Below are 15,033 nucleotides of genomic sequence, written 5' to 3'. Positions count from 1 at the left end.
GCGGCGGATAGCGCCTCGCCTCGAAGAGCGTGTGCACTGAAGAAATAATGATTCCCGGCAATCCTGCCGCCTGTCCTCCGGGCTAAGCTGCGGCATCCGCGCCTGCAAGGAATCAGCCGCATGCCACTCGCCCGCTGGGTACCCGGACTCGATAGCCTGCTCCACTACCGCCGCGCCTGGTTCCGTCCGGATGTCCAGGCCGGGCTGTCGGTAGCGGCGATCCAGATCCCCACCGCCATCGCCTACGCCCAGATCGCCGGCTTCCCGCCCCAGGTAGGCCTCTATGCGTGCATCCTGCCGATGCTGATCTACGCCCTGATCGGCAGCTCGCGGCAGTTGATGGTAGGCCCCGACGCGGCGACCGCGGCGATGGTCGCCGCCGCCATCACCCCGCTGGCGGCGGGCGATCCGCAGCGCCTGGTGGACCTGTCGATGATCGTCGCGATCATGGTCGGGCTGTTCTCCATCGTCGCCGGCCTGGCCCGCGCCGGGTTCATCGCCAGCTTCCTCTCGCGACCGATCCTGGTCGGCTACCTCAACGGCATCGGCCTGAGCCTGCTGGTCGGGCAACTGGGCAAGCTGTTCGGCTACGAGGCGGCGACCAGCGGCTTCGTCGCCGGCATCCTCGCGCTGCTGGAGAACCTGCTGCACATCCATTGGCCGACGCTGATCCTCGGCAGCCTCTCGCTCTTGCTGATGGTGCTGCTGCCGCGGCGCTTCCCGCAGTTGCCCGGGGCGCTCTGCGGCGTCCTCCTGGCCAGCCTCGCCGCGGCGCTGCTGGGCCTGGATCGCTACGGCGTGGAACTGCTTGGCGAGGTACCGGCCGGGCTGCCGCAACTGAGCTGGCCGCAGACCAGCCTGGAGGAACTGAAAAGCCTGCTGCGCGACGCCACCGGCATCACGGTGGTCAGCTTCTGCAGCGCCATGCTCACCGCGCGCAGCTTCGCCGCCCGTCACGGCTACAGCATCAACCCCAACCACGAATTCGTCGCCCTCGGCCTGGCCAACATCGGCGCCGGGGTCTCCCAGGGCTTCGCCATCAGCGGCGCCGACTCACGCACCGCGGTGAACGACATGGTCGGCGGCAAGACCCAACTGGTCGGCGTGGTCGCCGCGCTGGTGATCGCCGCCACCCTGTTGCTGCTGAACAAGCCCCTGGGCTGGGTGCCGATGCCGGCGCTCGGCGCGGTCCTGTTGCTGGCCGGCTGGGGCCTGATCGACGTACAGGCGCTGAAGGGCTTCTGGAAGCTCAGCCGCTTCGAGTTCAGCCTCTGCCTGCTGACCACCGTCGGCGTGCTCAGCGTCGGCGTGCTGCCGGGAATCTTCGTCGCCGTCAGCATCGCCGTACTGCGCCTGCTCTACTACACCTATCGCCCGAGCGACGCGGTGCTCGGCTGGATGCACGGCATCGACGGCCAGGTCGAGCTGGCCAAGTACCCGCAGGCCACCACTCTTCCCGGCCTGGTGATCTACCGCTTCGACGCCCCCCTGCTGTTCTTCAACGCCGACTACTTCAAGCAGCGGGTGCTTGCCGTGGTGGACGGCAGCGAGCGGCCGAATGCGGTGCTGCTCAACGCCGAAGCCATGACCAACCTCGACATCAGCGGCCTGGCCACCCTCCACGAGGTGCAACAGATCCTCAAGGCCCAGGGCGTGCACCTGTCGCTGGCGCGGGTGACCGGGCAGACGCTGGACCTGCTGCAACGCTCGAGCATGCTCGGCGAGATCAAGCCGCCGCTGGTGTTCAGCTCGGTGCGCTCCGGGGTCAGTGCCTATCGCTACTGGCTGCGCCAGCAGGAAAGACTCGCCGCCCAGGCCGCGGCTACAAGCGGAAATGCCTGACCATGCCCTGTAGTTCGCGCCCCAACTCCGCCAGTTGTTCGCTGGACGAAGCCGTCGACTGCATGGCCTGGGCCGACTGATCGGCCACCTCGCGGATCGCCGTGACGCTGCGGTTGATCTCCTCGGCGACCGCGCTCTGCTGCTCGGAGGCCGCGGCGATCTGCTGGTTCATCTGCTGGATCAGCGCCACCGCCGTAGCGATGTTGCCCAGCGCCGCCTCGGTCTGCAACGCGTCGTCGACGCTCTGGTCCACCAACTGGTGGCTGCGCTGCATACGCTGCACCGCCTGCTGCGTGCCATTCTGCAAGGCACCGATCAGGGTCTCGATCTCGGCCGTGGACTGTTGGGTGCGCCGCGCCAGCGCCCGCACCTCGTCGGCGACCACGGCGAAGCCTCGACCCTGGTCGCCGGCCCGCGCCGCCTCGATGGCGGCGTTCAGCGCCAGCAGGTTGGTCTGCTCGGCCACACTCTTGATCACGTCCAGCACGCTGCCGATGCGCTGGCTGTCGGCGCTCAGCGCCTCGACGCTGGCGGTGGCCGCGCGCACCGCCTCGGCCAGTCGCTCGATCCGCTCCAGGGTCTGGCGTACCACCTCCTGGCCGACGCTGACCTTGCCGTCGGCGCTTTCCGCCGCCCCCGCGGCTTCCTCGGCGTTGTGCGCCACTTCATGGACGGTGGCGGCCATCTGGTTCATCGCCGTGGCCACCTGTTCGGTTTCCGCCCGCTGGCTGTCGATTCCCAGGCGGGTGCGCGTGGTAACGCCGGACAGCGCCTCGGAAGCGCCGGCAATCCGCCCGACGCCGTCCTGCAACTGGCTGACGATACCGCGCAGGCTGCCGGTCATGGCGCGCATCGCGGCCATCAGTTGGCCAACCTCGTCGCGCCGCTCGCTGTCGACCCGTACCGCAAGGTCGCCTTCGGCGATCCGCTGCGCCACACCCATCGCCTGGCGCAGCGGACGGACGATCAGCAGGCTGATGCCGAAGGCCGCGCCCAGGCCCACCAGCAGCGCCAGCACGGCGGCGCCGACGATCAGCAGGGAGTTTGTCCGCAGGCTGTGGAGCATGGCCTGCTGCTGCGCCTCCCAGCTACGGTCAACACGCGCCATCACCTGCCCGGCGCGCTCGCCCATGGCGGCGTACATCTGCCGCTCCTGGAGCTGACTGGCGCGGTACTCGGCGAGCTTGTCGGCGAAACCGCGGATATTGGTCAGCACGTCCTTGACCACCGACACGTAGGCATCGTCGGTGATCGCCTGCTCCAGCCGGGCTGCCAGCTCCAGCGCCTCGCGCAGCGATTTCGGCGGCCCCTCCTGCGCATCCGCGGCGCGCGCTTCGAGACGCGAGCGGGCCTCGTCCAGCCCCTGAAGGACCAGGCGATTGACCTGGGCGACCTGGGCCGCCTGCTGCAACAGCGGCTCGCCGTCGTGCCCCTGGCTCTCCTTCAGCGCATAGGCGCCATCCTCGGCCAGGCTGGACTGGAGGATATCGAGGCTGTTGGCGGCGCCGTTCAGCGACCAACTGGCGCTTTCCCAAGCCAATTGGCGTCCCTGGATGGACTGCTCGAAGCGGCCGAACGCTTCTAGGTATGCCGCCAGCACCTGCTCCACCTCGGCCATGCCAAGCGCCTGATCGGCGTCGCCGTCGGCCTTGAGCCGGCCCACCCGTTCAAGGGTCGCGGCCAGGCGCTGGCGCAAGCGCTCGGCGTCGCTCTTTTCCCCGTGCAGGGCAAATTCCTTCTCGGCCTGGCGAACCTCCAGCACGTCGCGATTGATCGCGCTCATCTCCTGCAGGCGCGCGAAGCGCTGCCCCAGCGCATGCAGCGAGAGCACCGCGAGCGCGGCCACCAGCGCGGTCAATAGCAGGACCAGGGTAAAACCGATGGCCAGTTTCTTCGCCGTGCCGAGATCGGCCAGACGCCTGCGCAGCAACCCCAGCATGACTCCCCTCCCCCGTGACGCGCCGTCTGCGTGCGCATTTCCCGCTGTGTCGCGCGTTTTTCGCCGAACCTGAGCGGCCGGGCAAGGTAGTGGCACGATAATGGCCAGGAGAGATATGCGCAGGTCGTTTCCAGGATATCCGGGCTGACGTCGGTCGAGCGCGGAGCCATACTGGGCGCCCCATGGAAAAGGAGCTTGCCATGCGTCCCGTATTGCCGCTGTTGCTGTCGCTGAGTCTGTGCGCCCCCGCCCTGGCCGACTGGAGCGGCCCGATCGAGCAGCCGCTCTGGTCGTTGCCGGCGGCGCCGGGCCTGTCGCGCTGGCTGATCGTGCACAACCTGTCGAGCGCGGCGGCCGACGGCCTGTACCACGTCGAGGTCCTGGAGCGCCGCCAGGGCCAGCAGCCCTGGCAGTTCCAGCGCCTGGCCGCGCACCTGGCGCTGACCGAACAGGCGCTGCGCGCGAGTATCGTGGCGCCGCTGAAGCGCGGCGGGGTGTATCCGGAAAGCTACCAGTTCGCCTATCGCCAGTGGCAGGAACGCCAGGCCGCGGGCCAGGCGCCGGTGTGCCGGCGCACGGTCGACGAGTGCCTGCGGGCGCCGGACTGAGCCCGGCTACCTGGGCCGGATCATGCTGAACGTGTCGCGGGTATGGCTGTAGTGGCTGCCGCCCAGGCGACCGACCAGGTCGAGCCGGGCGCTATCCACATGGCGCTCGTCGGCCAGCACGGCATCGTCGACATGGGCCAGCAGCACGCGGGCGAAGATCAGGTGGCAATTGGGGTTCTCCGCCGGATACGGCTTGATCTCCGCCACCTCGCACTCGAAGGCCACCGCCGCCGCGGCGATCCGCGGCGGCGCCACGCGTACGCTGGACACGGTAGGGATGCCGACCGTCTCGATCTCGCTCACACCATGGGGCAGCCAGGCGGAGGTGGCGTTCATGGTCTCGGCCTGGGCGGCGCCGACCAGGTGGATCACCAACTGCCCGGTGGCCTGGACGTTGCGCAGGGTGTCCTTGAGGCTGCCGTCGTCGCGCAGGCTGACGTTAACCATCAGGGTCGGCGGCTCGTCGCTGATCACCTGGAAGAAGCTGAACGGGGCCAGGTTGCTGGCGCCCTCGGCGGACAGGGTCAAGACCCAGGCAATCGGTCGCGGGGTGACGGTGGAAGCCAACCAGCGATAGGCCTCGGCGGGAGCGATGGTGGTGAAGTCCAGTTGCATGGCGGTCTCGCGGAAATCGACGGAGGGGACGCCGATTATGCCGCAGCCCCGCAGCTCTCGCGACCGTCTGCGCCGCAGCCCTGCGCCACCTGGAGGCAGCGGCTAGACTTGCCCTACCCTCACCCAGGAGCCCTGCCATGAACTATCGAGGAAGCTGCCACTGCGGAACCATCGCCTACGAAGTCGAAGGCGACCTCGACCAGGTGATCCAGTGCAACTGTTCACTGTGCAGCCGGCGCGGCTGGCTGCTGTGGTTCGTCCCGCGCGACCGTCTGGCGCTGAAGACGCCGGCCAGCGCGATGCACACCTACACCTTCAACACCCACCGCCTGCAGCATCACTTCTGCCCCACCTGCGGCTGCGCGCCGTTCAGCGAAGGCATAGGTCCGGACGGCCAGGCGATGGCCGCGGTCAACGCGCGCTGCCTGGAGGACATCGACGCCAACGCGCTCCCGGTACAGCACTACGATGGCCGCAACGCCTGACGCTGGCGCAGGTAGCCGATCACCTCGGCCTGGTTGCCGCGGAACTCGACGCGGTCTTCCTTGCTCTGCCGCTGGAAGGCGTACATCGGGTCGTAGTACTCCTTGAGCAGCCCCTCGATCCAGCCGCGATGGGTATCCACCGAGCCGTCGCGGCCCTGCTCTTCCAGCGCCTGCACGAGGATCGCCGCCAGCCGCTGGTAGCGCTCGCCGCCGAGGCGCTTGACGATGCCGGCGAGGCTCTTCTGCAGGTAGGCGGAGAAGGCGGCGAAGCCCTCCTCCACGCCCACCACGCGCTCGAACTCGCTGCGCAGATCGATCACGTAGTCCCTGAGGATACGCTCGACACGCTGCTCGAAGGCATCCTCCAGCCAGACCAGCGGGTAACTCTGCATACCCTGGTACAGCTCCAGCGGCAAGGAGCAGCTGCCGACGATCCGCCCCTCGTCCTCGAGGACGAACTGGCCGACGCCACGATGACGCTTCTTCAGGATGTCGATGGCCAGGCGGTTCTCGAAGTCGATCTGCGCCGGCTGCGGCGTGGCTCGCCGGCCAAAGCTGGAGCCGCGATGGTTGGCGTGGCCTTCGAGATCGAGGCTGTTGTCCAGCGCCGCGATCACCTCGGTCTTGCCGCAACCGGTGAGGCCGCCGACCAGCACGAAATCGCACTCGTCGACCGCCGCGCGGGTGGTTTCGAAAAGGAAGTTGCGCAACGCCTTGTAGCCGCCGATCACCCGTGGGTAGTCGATGCCGGCGTCCTGCTTCAGCCACTGCTGGACGATCTGCGAGCGCAGGCCGCCGCGGAAGCAATACAGGTAGCCGTTCGGGTTGGCTTCGGCGAAGGCTTTCCAGGCCGCCAGCCGTTCGGCCTTGAGCGCCCCGCAGACCAGTTCGTGGCCAAGGGCGATGGCGGCCTGCTGGCCGTGCTGCTTGTAGCTGGTGCCGACCTTCTGCCGCTCGATGTCGTTCATCAGCGGCCGGTTGACAGTGTTGGGAAAGGCGCCCTTGTGGTACTCCACCGGGGCGCGCACATCCATCAGGGGGATATCGTCGAGAAACAGTTCGCGGTAGTGCTGGGTGTTGTCGCGCATTACAGCACCTGTACCGCGAGACTCTGTCGCTCGACCAGCTCGCCGATCGGCGCCAGTTGCAGGCCGAGTTCCGCCGCCACGGCGAGGAACTCCGCCTCGCCTTCCGGAGCCACCGCCACCAGCAGGCCGCCGCTGGTCTGCGGATCGCAAAGCAACAGCTTCTGCACTTCCGGCAGTGGCGCGATGCGCTCGCCATAGCTGTCGAAGTTGCGCAGGGTGCCGCCAGGCACGCAGCCCTGCTCCAGGTAATATTCGGCACTGGCCAGGCGCGGTACCGCGGCGTACTCCACGCGTGCGGTGAGCTTGCTGCCGTCGGCCATTTCCACCAGGTGGCCGAGCAGGCCGAAACCGGTGACGTCGGTCATCGCCTTGACCCCCGCCAACCGGCCGAAGCGCGCGCCGGGCCTGTTCAGGGTGCACATCCAGTCACGCGCCACGCCGACGTCCTCGGCGCGCAGCCTGGCCTTCTTCTCGGCGGTGGTGAGGATGCCGATGCCCAGCGGCTTGGTCAGGTACAGCCTGCAGCCGGCCTCGGCGGTGTCGTTGCGTTTCATGAAGCGCTTCTCCACCACGCCGGTCACGGCCAGGCCGAAGATCGGCTCGGGGGCGTCGATGGAGTGTCCGCCGGCCAGCGGGATGCCGGCTTCCTCGCAGACCTTGCGGCCGCCGGCGATCACCTCGCGGGCGACTTCCGCGGCCAGCACGTTGACCGGCCAGCCGAGGATGGCGATGGCCATCAGCGGGTCGCCGCCCATGGCGTAGATATCGCTGATGGCGTTGGTCGCGGCGATACGGCCGAAGTCGAAGGGGTCGTCGACGATCGGCATGAAGAAATCGGTGGTGGAGACCACCCCGCGCTCCTCGTCGAGGGCGTAGACAGCCGCGTCGTCGCGCGAGGCGTTGCCGACCCAGAGCTTCGGATCGAGGTTCTGCGCGCCGCTGCCGGCGAGGATCACCTCCAGTACCTTGGGCGAAATCTTGCAGCCGCAGCCGGCGCCGTGGCTGTACTGGGTCAGGCGGATCGCCTCGCTCATCGGTGTACTCCCGTGGATGTCGGAAAAGTGCCCATTCTAGCAAAGCCGGCGCCGCCGCCAGAGGACCGATCGCCGCGCCCGGCTCAGCGCCCGGCGCGCGACTCGCGGATATAGAAGCGCGCCTTCTCGGCCTTGCTGGTGCAGCCCTCGTAGGCCTCGAACTGCTGCTGGGTCTTGGCCCCGGTGAGCAGGGTCAGGGCCTTCGAGTAGCTGACGGTGCCGGCGAAGCCTTCGGCCTTGGCCAGGTCGAGTTCCTTCCAGGCCGCGTCCAACTGGTCGGCGCAGTTCTCCCGGTAGGCGGTCTTGCCGGCGCAGCCGGCCAGGGTCAGGGCAAGGACGGGCAGAACGATCCAGGTTTTCATCGAACGATCTCCGGACAGGGAAAGGGCCGCGCATCGCCGCGACGCACTTGGCGGCGGCCGGGCGACACGCGTATCGTTTTCGCTTCGTCACGCAGTATTGGCAAGGGGTTGCAGATGAGCAAACAGGTCGCCCTGGTATTGGGCTCCGGCGGTGCGCGCGGCTACGCGCACATCGGCGTGATCGAGGAACTCGAGGCACGCGGCTATGAGATCACCTGCATCGCCGGTTGTTCCATGGGCTCGGTGATCGGCGGCATCTACGCCGCCGGCAAGCTGCGCGAGTACCGCGAGTGGGTGGAAAGCCTGGATTACCTCGACGTGCTGCGCCTGCTCGACGTCAGCTTCCGCCTCGGCGCGATCCGCGGCGAGCGGGTGTTCGGCAAGATCCACGAGATCCTCGGCGAGGTAAACATCGAGGACCTGTCGATTCCCTACACGGCGGTTGCCACCGACCTCACCAACCAGCAGGAAATCTGGTTCCAGGAAGGCTGCCTGCACCAGGCCATGCGCGCCTCGGCGGCAATCCCCAGCCTGTTCACACCGGTCATGCAGGGCAGCCGCATGCTGGTCGACGGCGGCCTGCTCAACCCGTTGCCGATCGTGCCGGTGGTGTCGGCCCACAGCGACCTGATCATCGCGGTCAATCTCAACGCCACCAACCAGAAGCAGTACCACCTGCCGGTGATCGAGCGTCCGGCCGCGCTCAAGGGGCGCTTCGACAGCATGATCGAGAGCCTCGGTCACAAACTCTCGTTCTTCCGCCGCCACGGCGACGACAATACCCCGCCGGAGCTGAGCGCCGACGCCCTGCTCCATCCGGTTCCGGCGGAATCCGAGGAGCCCGCCGAGCCGCAACTGCAACAGCCGGCCGCGGCGCCGCAAGGCAAGGACTCGCCGAAGTCGGCCAGCGGCACCACGGTGGTGGAAAGCAGCGGTCCGGCATCGCTGCTGGAACTGGTCAACCAGAGCTTCGAGGTGATGCAGACCTCGCTGGCGCAGTACAAGATCGCCGGCTACCCGCCGGACATCCTGATCAACGTGCCGAAGCGGGTCTGCCGCTTCTTCGAGTTCTACAAGGCGCCGGAATTGATCGCCCTCGGCCGGCAGATCGCCAGCGACACCCTGGACCGCTACGAGGAAGACAACGCCTGAGCCTCAGCGGCTGAACTCGAGGACCTCGTAGCCGCCGCGCCGTTCCGGGAACAGCAGGAGGAAGCCACCGGCGTGCGGGCGCAGCAGCGCGACCACGTCGGACTCAGCCGGCGCGCCGTGGGCCAGGCCACTGAAGGCCACCTGGGGCTCGTCGTTGACCGTGGCGCCGCCGAGGAACACGTAGCGCTGCGTGCCTTCGCGGAACAGGTAGCCGCTGACCCGCTGCGAACCGCTGGTCTTCTCCAGGAACAGGCCGCGGTCGGTACGCCGGATGCGGCACTGGAAGTTCGGATAGCGATAGATGCCGTACTGGTCGGCCTGGGTCGAGCGGCACTTCCAGTCGCCCAGCAGGCCTTTCTCGTCGACGGCGACGACGGGCTGCGCCAGGCTGAGTTCCAGTTGCTCCAGTTCCGGCAGGAATTCCTCGAAGGCACTGTCGTAGTAGCGCTTGTTGATGGCCTCGGCGTCCTGCTCGACGGCCAGCACGCTGCGCTGCTGCTGTTCGCTGGTGTAGCCACGCCAGTCCGGTTCGGCGGCGCCGGCATGCGCGCAGGCGGCGAGAACGGTGAGGCAGGCGAAGACACGGGAAACGGGGATCGGACGGGACATGGCGACCTTCCTGGCGAGTGGACCGGCGCATCCGGCGCCGGCAAGCGGTAGCCGCAGAACATAGCGCAGCGGCGCCGGGAATTCGAGCGCCGCCACGACGGGCGGCGGTTTCAGAAGATCGACCAGCCGATCCGCTCGCTGAGTTTCTCCAGCGCGGCGATACCCGCCAGCGAATTGCCCGCGGCGTTCAGTTCCGGCGACCAGACACAGACCGTGAAGCGCCCCGGCACTACCGCGATGATGCCGCCGCCGACACCGCTCTTGCCCGGCAGGCCGACCCGATAGGCAAAGTTGCCGGCCTCGTCGTAGAGCCCGCTGGTGGCCATGATCGCGTTGACCTGCTTGGTCTGCCGCTCGTTGAGTACCTGCTCGCCGCTGTGCTTGCAGAAGCCCTTGTCGGCGAGGAAGCAGAACGCCCGCGCCAGGTCGACGCAGCTCATGCGCAGCGCGCAATGATGGAAATAGCTGAGCAGCACCGCCTCGACGTCGTTGTGGAAGTTACCGAACGATTTCATCAGGTAGGCCGCCGCCGCGTTGCGCGAGCGGTGCTGGTACTCCGAGCGCGCCACCACCGAGTCCGACACCACTTCCGGGTTGCCGCACAGGCGCCGGACGAAATCGCGCATCGATTGCGCCGGCGCGGCGAAACGCGACTGGTTGATGTCGCAGATCACCAGGGCGCCGGCATTGATGAACGGGTTGCGCGGCTTGCCGCGCTCGAACTCCAGCTGCACCAGGGAGTTGAAAGGCTGGCCGGAGGGCTCGTGGCCAAGGCGTTGCCAGATGTCCTCGCCGGAATGCTGGATCGCCTGGACCAGGCTGAACACCTTGGAAATGCTCTGGATGGAAAACGGCCGCAGGGCGTCGCCGGCATGGAACAGCTCGCCGTCGCGGCTGTACACGGCGATCCCCAGCTGGTTCGGCTCGACGCCGGCGAGCGCGGGGATGTAGTCGGCGACCTTGCCGCGCCCGATCAGCGGGCGGACTTCATCGAGAATCTCGTTCAACAGTTGCTGCATGATGACCTTCGTGGTGACACCGGGGCACCGACCCGGGCGCATCCGGGCCAGCGCGAATGCGCGGCATCATAGGCGATGAACGCACGGGAGGCATGCCCCTCGCGCAGAATTGCGCTGCGCGTCAGCTGTCGCGCAGGCGATAACCGACACCCGCCTCGGTCACCAGGAAGCGCGGGCTGGCCGGATCGTCGCCGAGCTTCTGGCGCAGGTGGCCGACCACGACCCGCAGGTAATGGGTGTCTTCGACATGGGTCGGACCCCAGATATCCTTGAGCAGTTGCTGCTGGGTCACTACCCGTCCGAGATGGCGTGCCAGCGCGGCGAGCACCGCATACTCCTTGCGCGTCAGCGCCACTTCCGCACCCTCCAGGGTGACTCGGCGATAGGCGAAGTCCACCTGCAACGGGCCGACCGCCACCGACGCCTCCGGGCTTTCGCCCTGCGCCGCCTGGCGCAGCAGGACGCGCACGCGGGCGAGGAACTCCTGGATGCCGAACGGCTTGGTCACGTAGTCGTTGGCGCCGCCATCCAGGGCCAGTACCTTCTCGCCCTCGCTGGCGCGCACCGACAGCACCAGCACCGGCACCTGCGACCATTCGCGCAGGTCGCGAAGGATGTCCTGGCCGTCGCGGTCCGGCAGGCCGAGGTCGAGCACCACCAGGTCCGGCCGGTTCAGCGCGGCCTGGGCCAGCCCCTCTTCGCCGGTGCCGGCCTCGAGCACCCGGTAGCCCTGGGCATTGAGGCTGATACGGAGGAACTTGCGGATCTGCGGTTCGTCGTCGATCAGCAGGATGCTGTTCTGCAATTGGGTCATGGCACTCGGCACGGCAGGTGAACACGGCGACAGGCCAGCGGCGGCGTCGCGGAAACGGCAGGAATAGCGCGAGCGCGGGCGCCAGGCAAGTGCGCCGGGCTCATTCGTCGCCCTCCAGTTGCCCGAGGTCCGGCTGCGGATGCAGCGGCAGGTGCAGGACCAGCGTGGTGCCGCGACCGTCGAGGCCTTCGCCGACGCTGATGCGCCCGCCGTGGGCGCCGATCATGCCCTGGCAGATCGCCAGGCCCAGGCCGGTGCCCTGGCCACCGCGGTCGCCACGGGCAGCGGTGTAGAACATGTCGAAGATCTTCTCCCGCTCGGCCTCGGGAATCCCCGGCCCCTCGTCGCTCACCGCGAAACGCAGCTCGGCGGCATCCTGGCTGACCTCGATGCGCAACCGGCCGTGGTTCGGCGAGAAGCGCGCGGCATTTTCCAGCACGTTGATCAGCGCCTGCTCGATCAGCGCCGCATGCACGTAGAGCAACGGCAGGTCGTTGGCCACGATCGCCTGCACCCGGTACGGCGCCAGCACCGCGCGCAGGCGGTTCAGCGCGCTGCCGACGATGTCGCCCGGCGCCACCCAGTCGCGCGCCAGCTTCAGGCCACCGTGGCCGAGACGGGTCATGTCGAGCAGGTTCTGGATATAGCGGTCCAGTCGCTCGGCCTCGTCGCGGGTGCTTTCCAGCAGTTCGCGACGATCCGCCGGCGGGATCGCCTCGCCCAGCGCCAGCAGGCTGTCGATGGAGCCGCGCATGGCCGTCAGCGGCGTGCGCAGGTCGTGGGAGACCGAGGCGAGCAAGGCGCTGCGCAGTTGCTCGGTTTCGCCGTGCAGGCGCGCGGCCTCCAGGTCCTCGGCCAGGCGAGCCCGCGCCAGGGCCTGGGCCAGGGGCTGGCCGAGGGCGGCGAGCAGGCGCCGGCGCTGCGGGCTCAGCGGCTGGCCGTCAAGCGGCGCGACACCGAGCAGTGCCAGCGGTCCCTCTTCCGCCGACAGCGGCCACCACCACCAGCGTCCTCCGGGCAGCGTGCCAGTACCGAGGCCGGCCGGCTGGTCGTGGGCCCAGGCCCAGTCCGCGGCGACCCGTTCCTGGTCGGCGAGTTGCCGCTGCACGCCGGCCTCGGTCTTCCACTCGCCATTGACCTGACCGAGCAGGCAGACCTCGACGTCCTTCCAGTCGTCGAACTGCTGGGCGGCGGCGGCCAGCACCGCCTGGCGGTCGGTGGCGGCGGTGAGCTTGCGCGACAGCTCCAGCAGCAGGCTGGTTTCCTCCTGGGTATCGCGCAGCGCCTCCAGCTGGCGCCGCTGGCGTGCCGCCAGGTTGCCGGTGAGGCCGGCCATGAACAGGAAGAACGCCAGGCTCAGCAGGTCTTCGTGGCGATGGATGGCGAAGGAAAAATGCGGCGGGATGAACAGGAAGTCATAGGCCAGGAACGACGCCACCGCGCACAGCAGTGCCGGCATCAGGCTGCTGCGCACTGCCACCAGCAGCACCGCCATCAGGAACACCAGGGAGATGTTCGGCAGCTCCAGCAGGTGCGCCACGATCCAGGCCAGGCCGCTGGCCAGGGCGGTCGCCAGCAGCGCCAGCAGATAGTCGTTCCACACCACCGGATAGCGTGGCCGCGGTTCCGCCGGGCGCAGGTCGGCCTCGCTGTCCAGGGCACTGATCTCCAGGCCCTGGCCGTCGCGCAGCAGACGCCCGGCGAGACCACCGCCGAAGGCCCGGCGGTACCAGCGGCGCCGCGACTGGCCAACCAGGACCAGGCTGGCGCGGCGCTCGCGGGCATGTTGCAGGAGGGTCCGCGCCACCTCGCCGGCGCGCAGCACGACGATCTCGCCGCCGAGCCGCTCGGCCAGTTGCTGCGCACCCTGCAGGCGCATCCGCGCCTGCTCGCCGCGCAAGCCGCCGGTATCGACGTGTACCACGCTCCAGGGCAGGTGCCGACGTTCGGCGACCCGGCAGGCGTGGCGCACCAGGCGTTCGGCCTGTTCGTCACCGTCGATGCCCACCAGCAGCCGCCCGCGCAACGCCGGCGCTTCCTCGCCGCGCTGGCGGTAGCGGTGGTTGAGGTCGGCGTCGACCCGCGCGGCGGCGGTCTGCATCGCCAGTTCACGCAGCGCGGTGAGGTTGGTCTGCGAGAAGAACGCATCGATCGCCGCCCGCGCCTGTTCCGGCACGTAGACCTTGCCCTCGCGCAGGCGCTCCAGCAGCTCGCGCGGCGGCAGGTCGATGAGGACGATCTCGTAGGCCTCCTGCAACACCCAGTCCGGCACCGTCTCGCGGACCTGCACGCCGGTGATGTCGCGGACCTGGTCGTTGAGGCTCTCCAGGTGCTGGACGTTGACCGTTGTGTAGACGTCGATTCCCGCCGCCAGCAACTCCTGGATGTCCTGCCAGCGCTTGGCGTGGCGGCTGCCGGGAACGTTGCTGTGGGCCAGTTCGTCGACCAGGGCCAGCGCCGGCGGGTCGGCGAGGAGACCGTCGAGGTCCATTTCCTGCAGTTTCATCCCTCGATACTCGAGGCTGCGCAGCGGCTGCTGCGGCACGCCTGCGAGGAGGGACTCGGTTTCCGCCCGCGAGTGGGTCTCGACCACCCCGGCGCGCAGTTTCACGCCCTGGCGCAACTGGGCCTGGGCGGCCTGCAGCATGGCGAAGGTCTTGCCCACCCCCGGCGCCGCGCCGAGAAAGACTTTCAGGCGGCCGCGCCCGTCAGCGGGCAGGTCGGCCAGCAGCGCGTCGGCGCGTGCGGTGTCGGTCATGGATCGGTCGTACTCCGTTGCTCTGCGCCGCGCAGGGCGGACGATCGCCGGCGATCATCCGCCGATGCGGCGATATTGCAAGCCCTTGCGTGGGTCTCTGGGGAAACCTAGCGCTTCAACCCCGCCAGCGCCATGTTCAGCGCCAGCACGTTGACCACCGCCGGCCCCACCAGCGGCCGCTCGGTGTGGCTTTCCACCAGGTCTTCCACCAGCCGCAGCGGCAGCCCGCGCGCCGTGGCCACCCGCAGCGCCTGGTAACGCGCGGCCTGCGGCGGCAGCTGCGGATCGAGTCCGCTACCGGAGGTAGTGACCAGCGCCAGCGGCACCGGCCCCTGGTCGGCGATACGCTCCTGGGCAGCGTCCCTGGCGATGCGCTCGGCCAGTGCCGGGTTGCTCGGCGCCAGGTTGCTCGCGGCACTGGAAACGGTGGCGTAGTCGCCCGCCGAAGGCCGCGAATGGAACCACTCCTCGCCGTCGAACTTCTGCGCGATCAGCCGCGAGCCGAGCACCTTGCCCTCGGCGTCGCGCAGCAGGCTGCCATTGGCCTGCTCGGGGAACGCCAGTTGGGCGATACCGGTGACCAGCAGCGGATAGGCCACGCCGGTGACCAGGCTCAGCACCAGCAGTGACGCCAGTGCCGGACGGAGTTGCTTGAACATGTGCAGATCCTCTCTTCAGTCCCAGGCCCTCGCCCGACGGCGAGGGCCG

Annotated in this window: 14 protein-coding genes; 4 read left to right on the top strand and 10 right to left on the bottom strand. The window is 68.7% G+C overall.

Features of this window, described 5'->3' with window-relative positions; all coding sequences use genetic code 11:
• Window positions 1–120 precede the first annotated feature (120 nt).
• Window positions 121–1,842 carry a SulP family inorganic anion transporter gene (locus FHW81_RS22400; RefSeq protein ID WP_003097828.1) on the top strand — a complete coding sequence of 574 codons (1,722 nt, stop codon included), beginning with the start codon at window positions 121–123 and terminating at the stop codon, window positions 1,840–1,842.
• Here the strand turns inward: FHW81_RS22400 and FHW81_RS22395 are convergent.
• Entirely contained in the window at window positions 1,823–3,781 is a 1,959-nt protein-coding gene (locus FHW81_RS22395; RefSeq protein WP_003144814.1) for a methyl-accepting chemotaxis protein, read from the bottom strand. The genes FHW81_RS22400 and FHW81_RS22395 overlap by 20 nt on opposite strands.
• 200 nt (window positions 3,782–3,981) lie before the next feature.
• Here FHW81_RS22395 and FHW81_RS22390 point away from each other — a divergent pair, with 200 nt between their 5' ends.
• Complete coding sequence (locus FHW81_RS22390) at window positions 3,982–4,389, top strand: DUF5086 domain-containing protein (RefSeq protein WP_003087555.1); 408 nt, start codon at window positions 3,982–3,984, stop codon at window positions 4,387–4,389.
• Between the two features lie 6 nt (window positions 4,390–4,395).
• Here the strand turns inward: FHW81_RS22390 and FHW81_RS22385 are convergent, their stop codons facing one another.
• A complete protein-coding gene (locus FHW81_RS22385; protein ID WP_108112363.1) occupies window positions 4,396–5,004 on the bottom strand; it encodes a flavin reductase family protein in 609 nt (202 codons plus the stop codon).
• A gap of 137 nt (window positions 5,005–5,141) precedes the next feature.
• Between FHW81_RS22385 and FHW81_RS22380 the strand changes: the two genes are divergently transcribed.
• Window positions 5,142–5,489 carry a GFA family protein gene (locus FHW81_RS22380; RefSeq protein WP_003114600.1) on the top strand — a complete coding sequence of 116 codons (348 nt, stop codon included), beginning with the start codon at window positions 5,142–5,144 and terminating at the stop codon, window positions 5,487–5,489.
• Here the strand turns inward: FHW81_RS22380 and mnmH are convergent.
• The 3 genes from mnmH to FHW81_RS22365 all read right to left on the bottom strand — a co-directional run bounded on the left by mnmH (window position 5,468) and on the right by FHW81_RS22365 (window position 7,973).
• On the bottom strand, window positions 5,468–6,577 hold the full coding sequence (gene mnmH / locus FHW81_RS22375; protein ID WP_003449961.1) for a tRNA 2-selenouridine(34) synthase MnmH: 1,110 nt from the start codon (window positions 6,575–6,577) through the stop codon (window positions 5,468–5,470). The genes FHW81_RS22380 and mnmH overlap by 22 nt on opposite strands.
• On the bottom strand, window positions 6,577–7,611 hold the full coding sequence (selD, locus tag FHW81_RS22370; RefSeq protein ID WP_003087546.1) for a selenide, water dikinase SelD: 1,035 nt from the start codon (window positions 7,609–7,611) through the stop codon (window positions 6,577–6,579). The genes mnmH and selD overlap by 1 nt, the downstream gene beginning before the upstream one ends.
• An 83-nt stretch (window positions 7,612–7,694) precedes the next feature.
• On the bottom strand, window positions 7,695–7,973 hold the full coding sequence (locus FHW81_RS22365; RefSeq protein ID WP_003097836.1) for a hypothetical protein: 279 nt from the start codon (window positions 7,971–7,973) through the stop codon (window positions 7,695–7,697).
• 114 nt (window positions 7,974–8,087) lie between these two features.
• Here FHW81_RS22365 and FHW81_RS22360 point away from each other — a divergent pair, with 114 nt between their 5' ends.
• Window positions 8,088–9,125, top strand: coding sequence for a patatin-like phospholipase family protein (locus FHW81_RS22360; protein ID WP_003087542.1), 1,038 nt, complete (start codon window positions 8,088–8,090; stop codon window positions 9,123–9,125).
• A 3-nt stretch (window positions 9,126–9,128) separates the two neighbouring features.
• On the opposite strand, the gene FHW81_RS22355 is transcribed toward FHW81_RS22360, so the two are convergent.
• From FHW81_RS22355 to kdpC, 5 genes are all read right to left on the bottom strand, one after another.
• Window positions 9,129–9,734: a DUF4893 domain-containing protein gene (locus tag FHW81_RS22355; protein WP_003097837.1), complete on the bottom strand. Its 606-nt coding sequence runs from the start codon at window positions 9,732–9,734 to the stop codon at window positions 9,129–9,131.
• A gap of 110 nt (window positions 9,735–9,844) precedes the next feature.
• Window positions 9,845–10,753 (bottom strand): glutaminase B, encoded by a 909-nt coding sequence (gene glsB, locus FHW81_RS22350; RefSeq protein ID WP_003087537.1) that lies wholly within the window; start codon window positions 10,751–10,753, stop codon window positions 9,845–9,847.
• A 121-nt stretch (window positions 10,754–10,874) separates the two neighbouring features.
• Window positions 10,875–11,567, bottom strand: a complete 693-nt coding sequence (locus FHW81_RS22345) for a response regulator (RefSeq protein WP_003114598.1) — start codon at window positions 11,565–11,567, stop codon at window positions 10,875–10,877.
• Window positions 11,568–11,667: 100 nt separating this feature from the next.
• Window positions 11,668–14,325 carry a sensor histidine kinase gene (locus FHW81_RS22340; RefSeq protein WP_003114597.1) on the bottom strand — a complete coding sequence of 886 codons (2,658 nt, stop codon included), beginning with the start codon at window positions 14,323–14,325 and terminating at the stop codon, window positions 11,668–11,670.
• A 107-nt stretch (window positions 14,326–14,432) separates the two neighbouring features.
• Window positions 14,433–14,984, bottom strand: coding sequence for a potassium-transporting ATPase subunit KdpC (gene kdpC, locus FHW81_RS22335; RefSeq protein WP_003087529.1), 552 nt, complete (start codon window positions 14,982–14,984; stop codon window positions 14,433–14,435).
• Window positions 14,985–15,033 lie beyond the last annotated feature (49 nt).

The organism is Pseudomonas sp. RC10-4-2, assembly GCF_050433085.1.
Classification (GTDB): Bacteria; Pseudomonadota; Gammaproteobacteria; order Pseudomonadales; family Pseudomonadaceae; genus Pseudomonas; species Pseudomonas aeruginosa.
Note: the sequence above shows the minus strand (reverse complement) of the source record. Positions and strands in the feature narration are given on the sequence as shown.

Bases quoted from the DNA above. Each gene is read 5' to 3' on its own strand.
- FHW81_RS22400 (WP_003097828.1), top strand. From the start codon at position 121: ATGCCACTCGCCCGCTGGGTACCCGGACTCGATAGCCTGCTCCACTAC.
- FHW81_RS22395 (WP_003144814.1), bottom strand. From the start codon at position 3,781: ATGCTGGGGTTGCTGCGCAGGCGTCTGGCCGATCTCGGCACGGCGAAG.
- FHW81_RS22390 (WP_003087555.1), top strand. From the start codon at position 3,982: ATGCGTCCCGTATTGCCGCTGTTGCTGTCGCTGAGTCTGTGCGCCCCC.
- FHW81_RS22385 (WP_108112363.1), bottom strand. From the start codon at position 5,004: ATGCAACTGGACTTCACCACCATCGCTCCCGCCGAGGCCTATCGCTGG.
- FHW81_RS22380 (WP_003114600.1), top strand. From the start codon at position 5,142: ATGAACTATCGAGGAAGCTGCCACTGCGGAACCATCGCCTACGAAGTC.
- mnmH (WP_003449961.1), bottom strand. From the start codon at position 6,577: ATGCGCGACAACACCCAGCACTACCGCGAACTGTTTCTCGACGATATC.
- selD (WP_003087546.1), bottom strand. From the start codon at position 7,611: ATGAGCGAGGCGATCCGCCTGACCCAGTACAGCCACGGCGCCGGCTGC.
- FHW81_RS22365 (WP_003097836.1), bottom strand. From the start codon at position 7,973: ATGAAAACCTGGATCGTTCTGCCCGTCCTTGCCCTGACCCTGGCCGGC.
- FHW81_RS22360 (WP_003087542.1), top strand. From the start codon at position 8,088: ATGAGCAAACAGGTCGCCCTGGTATTGGGCTCCGGCGGTGCGCGCGGC.
- FHW81_RS22355 (WP_003097837.1), bottom strand. From the start codon at position 9,734: ATGTCCCGTCCGATCCCCGTTTCCCGTGTCTTCGCCTGCCTCACCGTT.
- glsB (WP_003087537.1), bottom strand. From the start codon at position 10,753: ATGCAGCAACTGTTGAACGAGATTCTCGATGAAGTCCGCCCGCTGATC.
- FHW81_RS22345 (WP_003114598.1), bottom strand. From the start codon at position 11,567: ATGACCCAATTGCAGAACAGCATCCTGCTGATCGACGACGAACCGCAG.
- FHW81_RS22340 (WP_003114597.1), bottom strand. From the start codon at position 14,325: ATGACCGACACCGCACGCGCCGACGCGCTGCTGGCCGACCTGCCCGCT.
- kdpC (WP_003087529.1), bottom strand. From the start codon at position 14,984: ATGTTCAAGCAACTCCGTCCGGCACTGGCGTCACTGCTGGTGCTGAGC.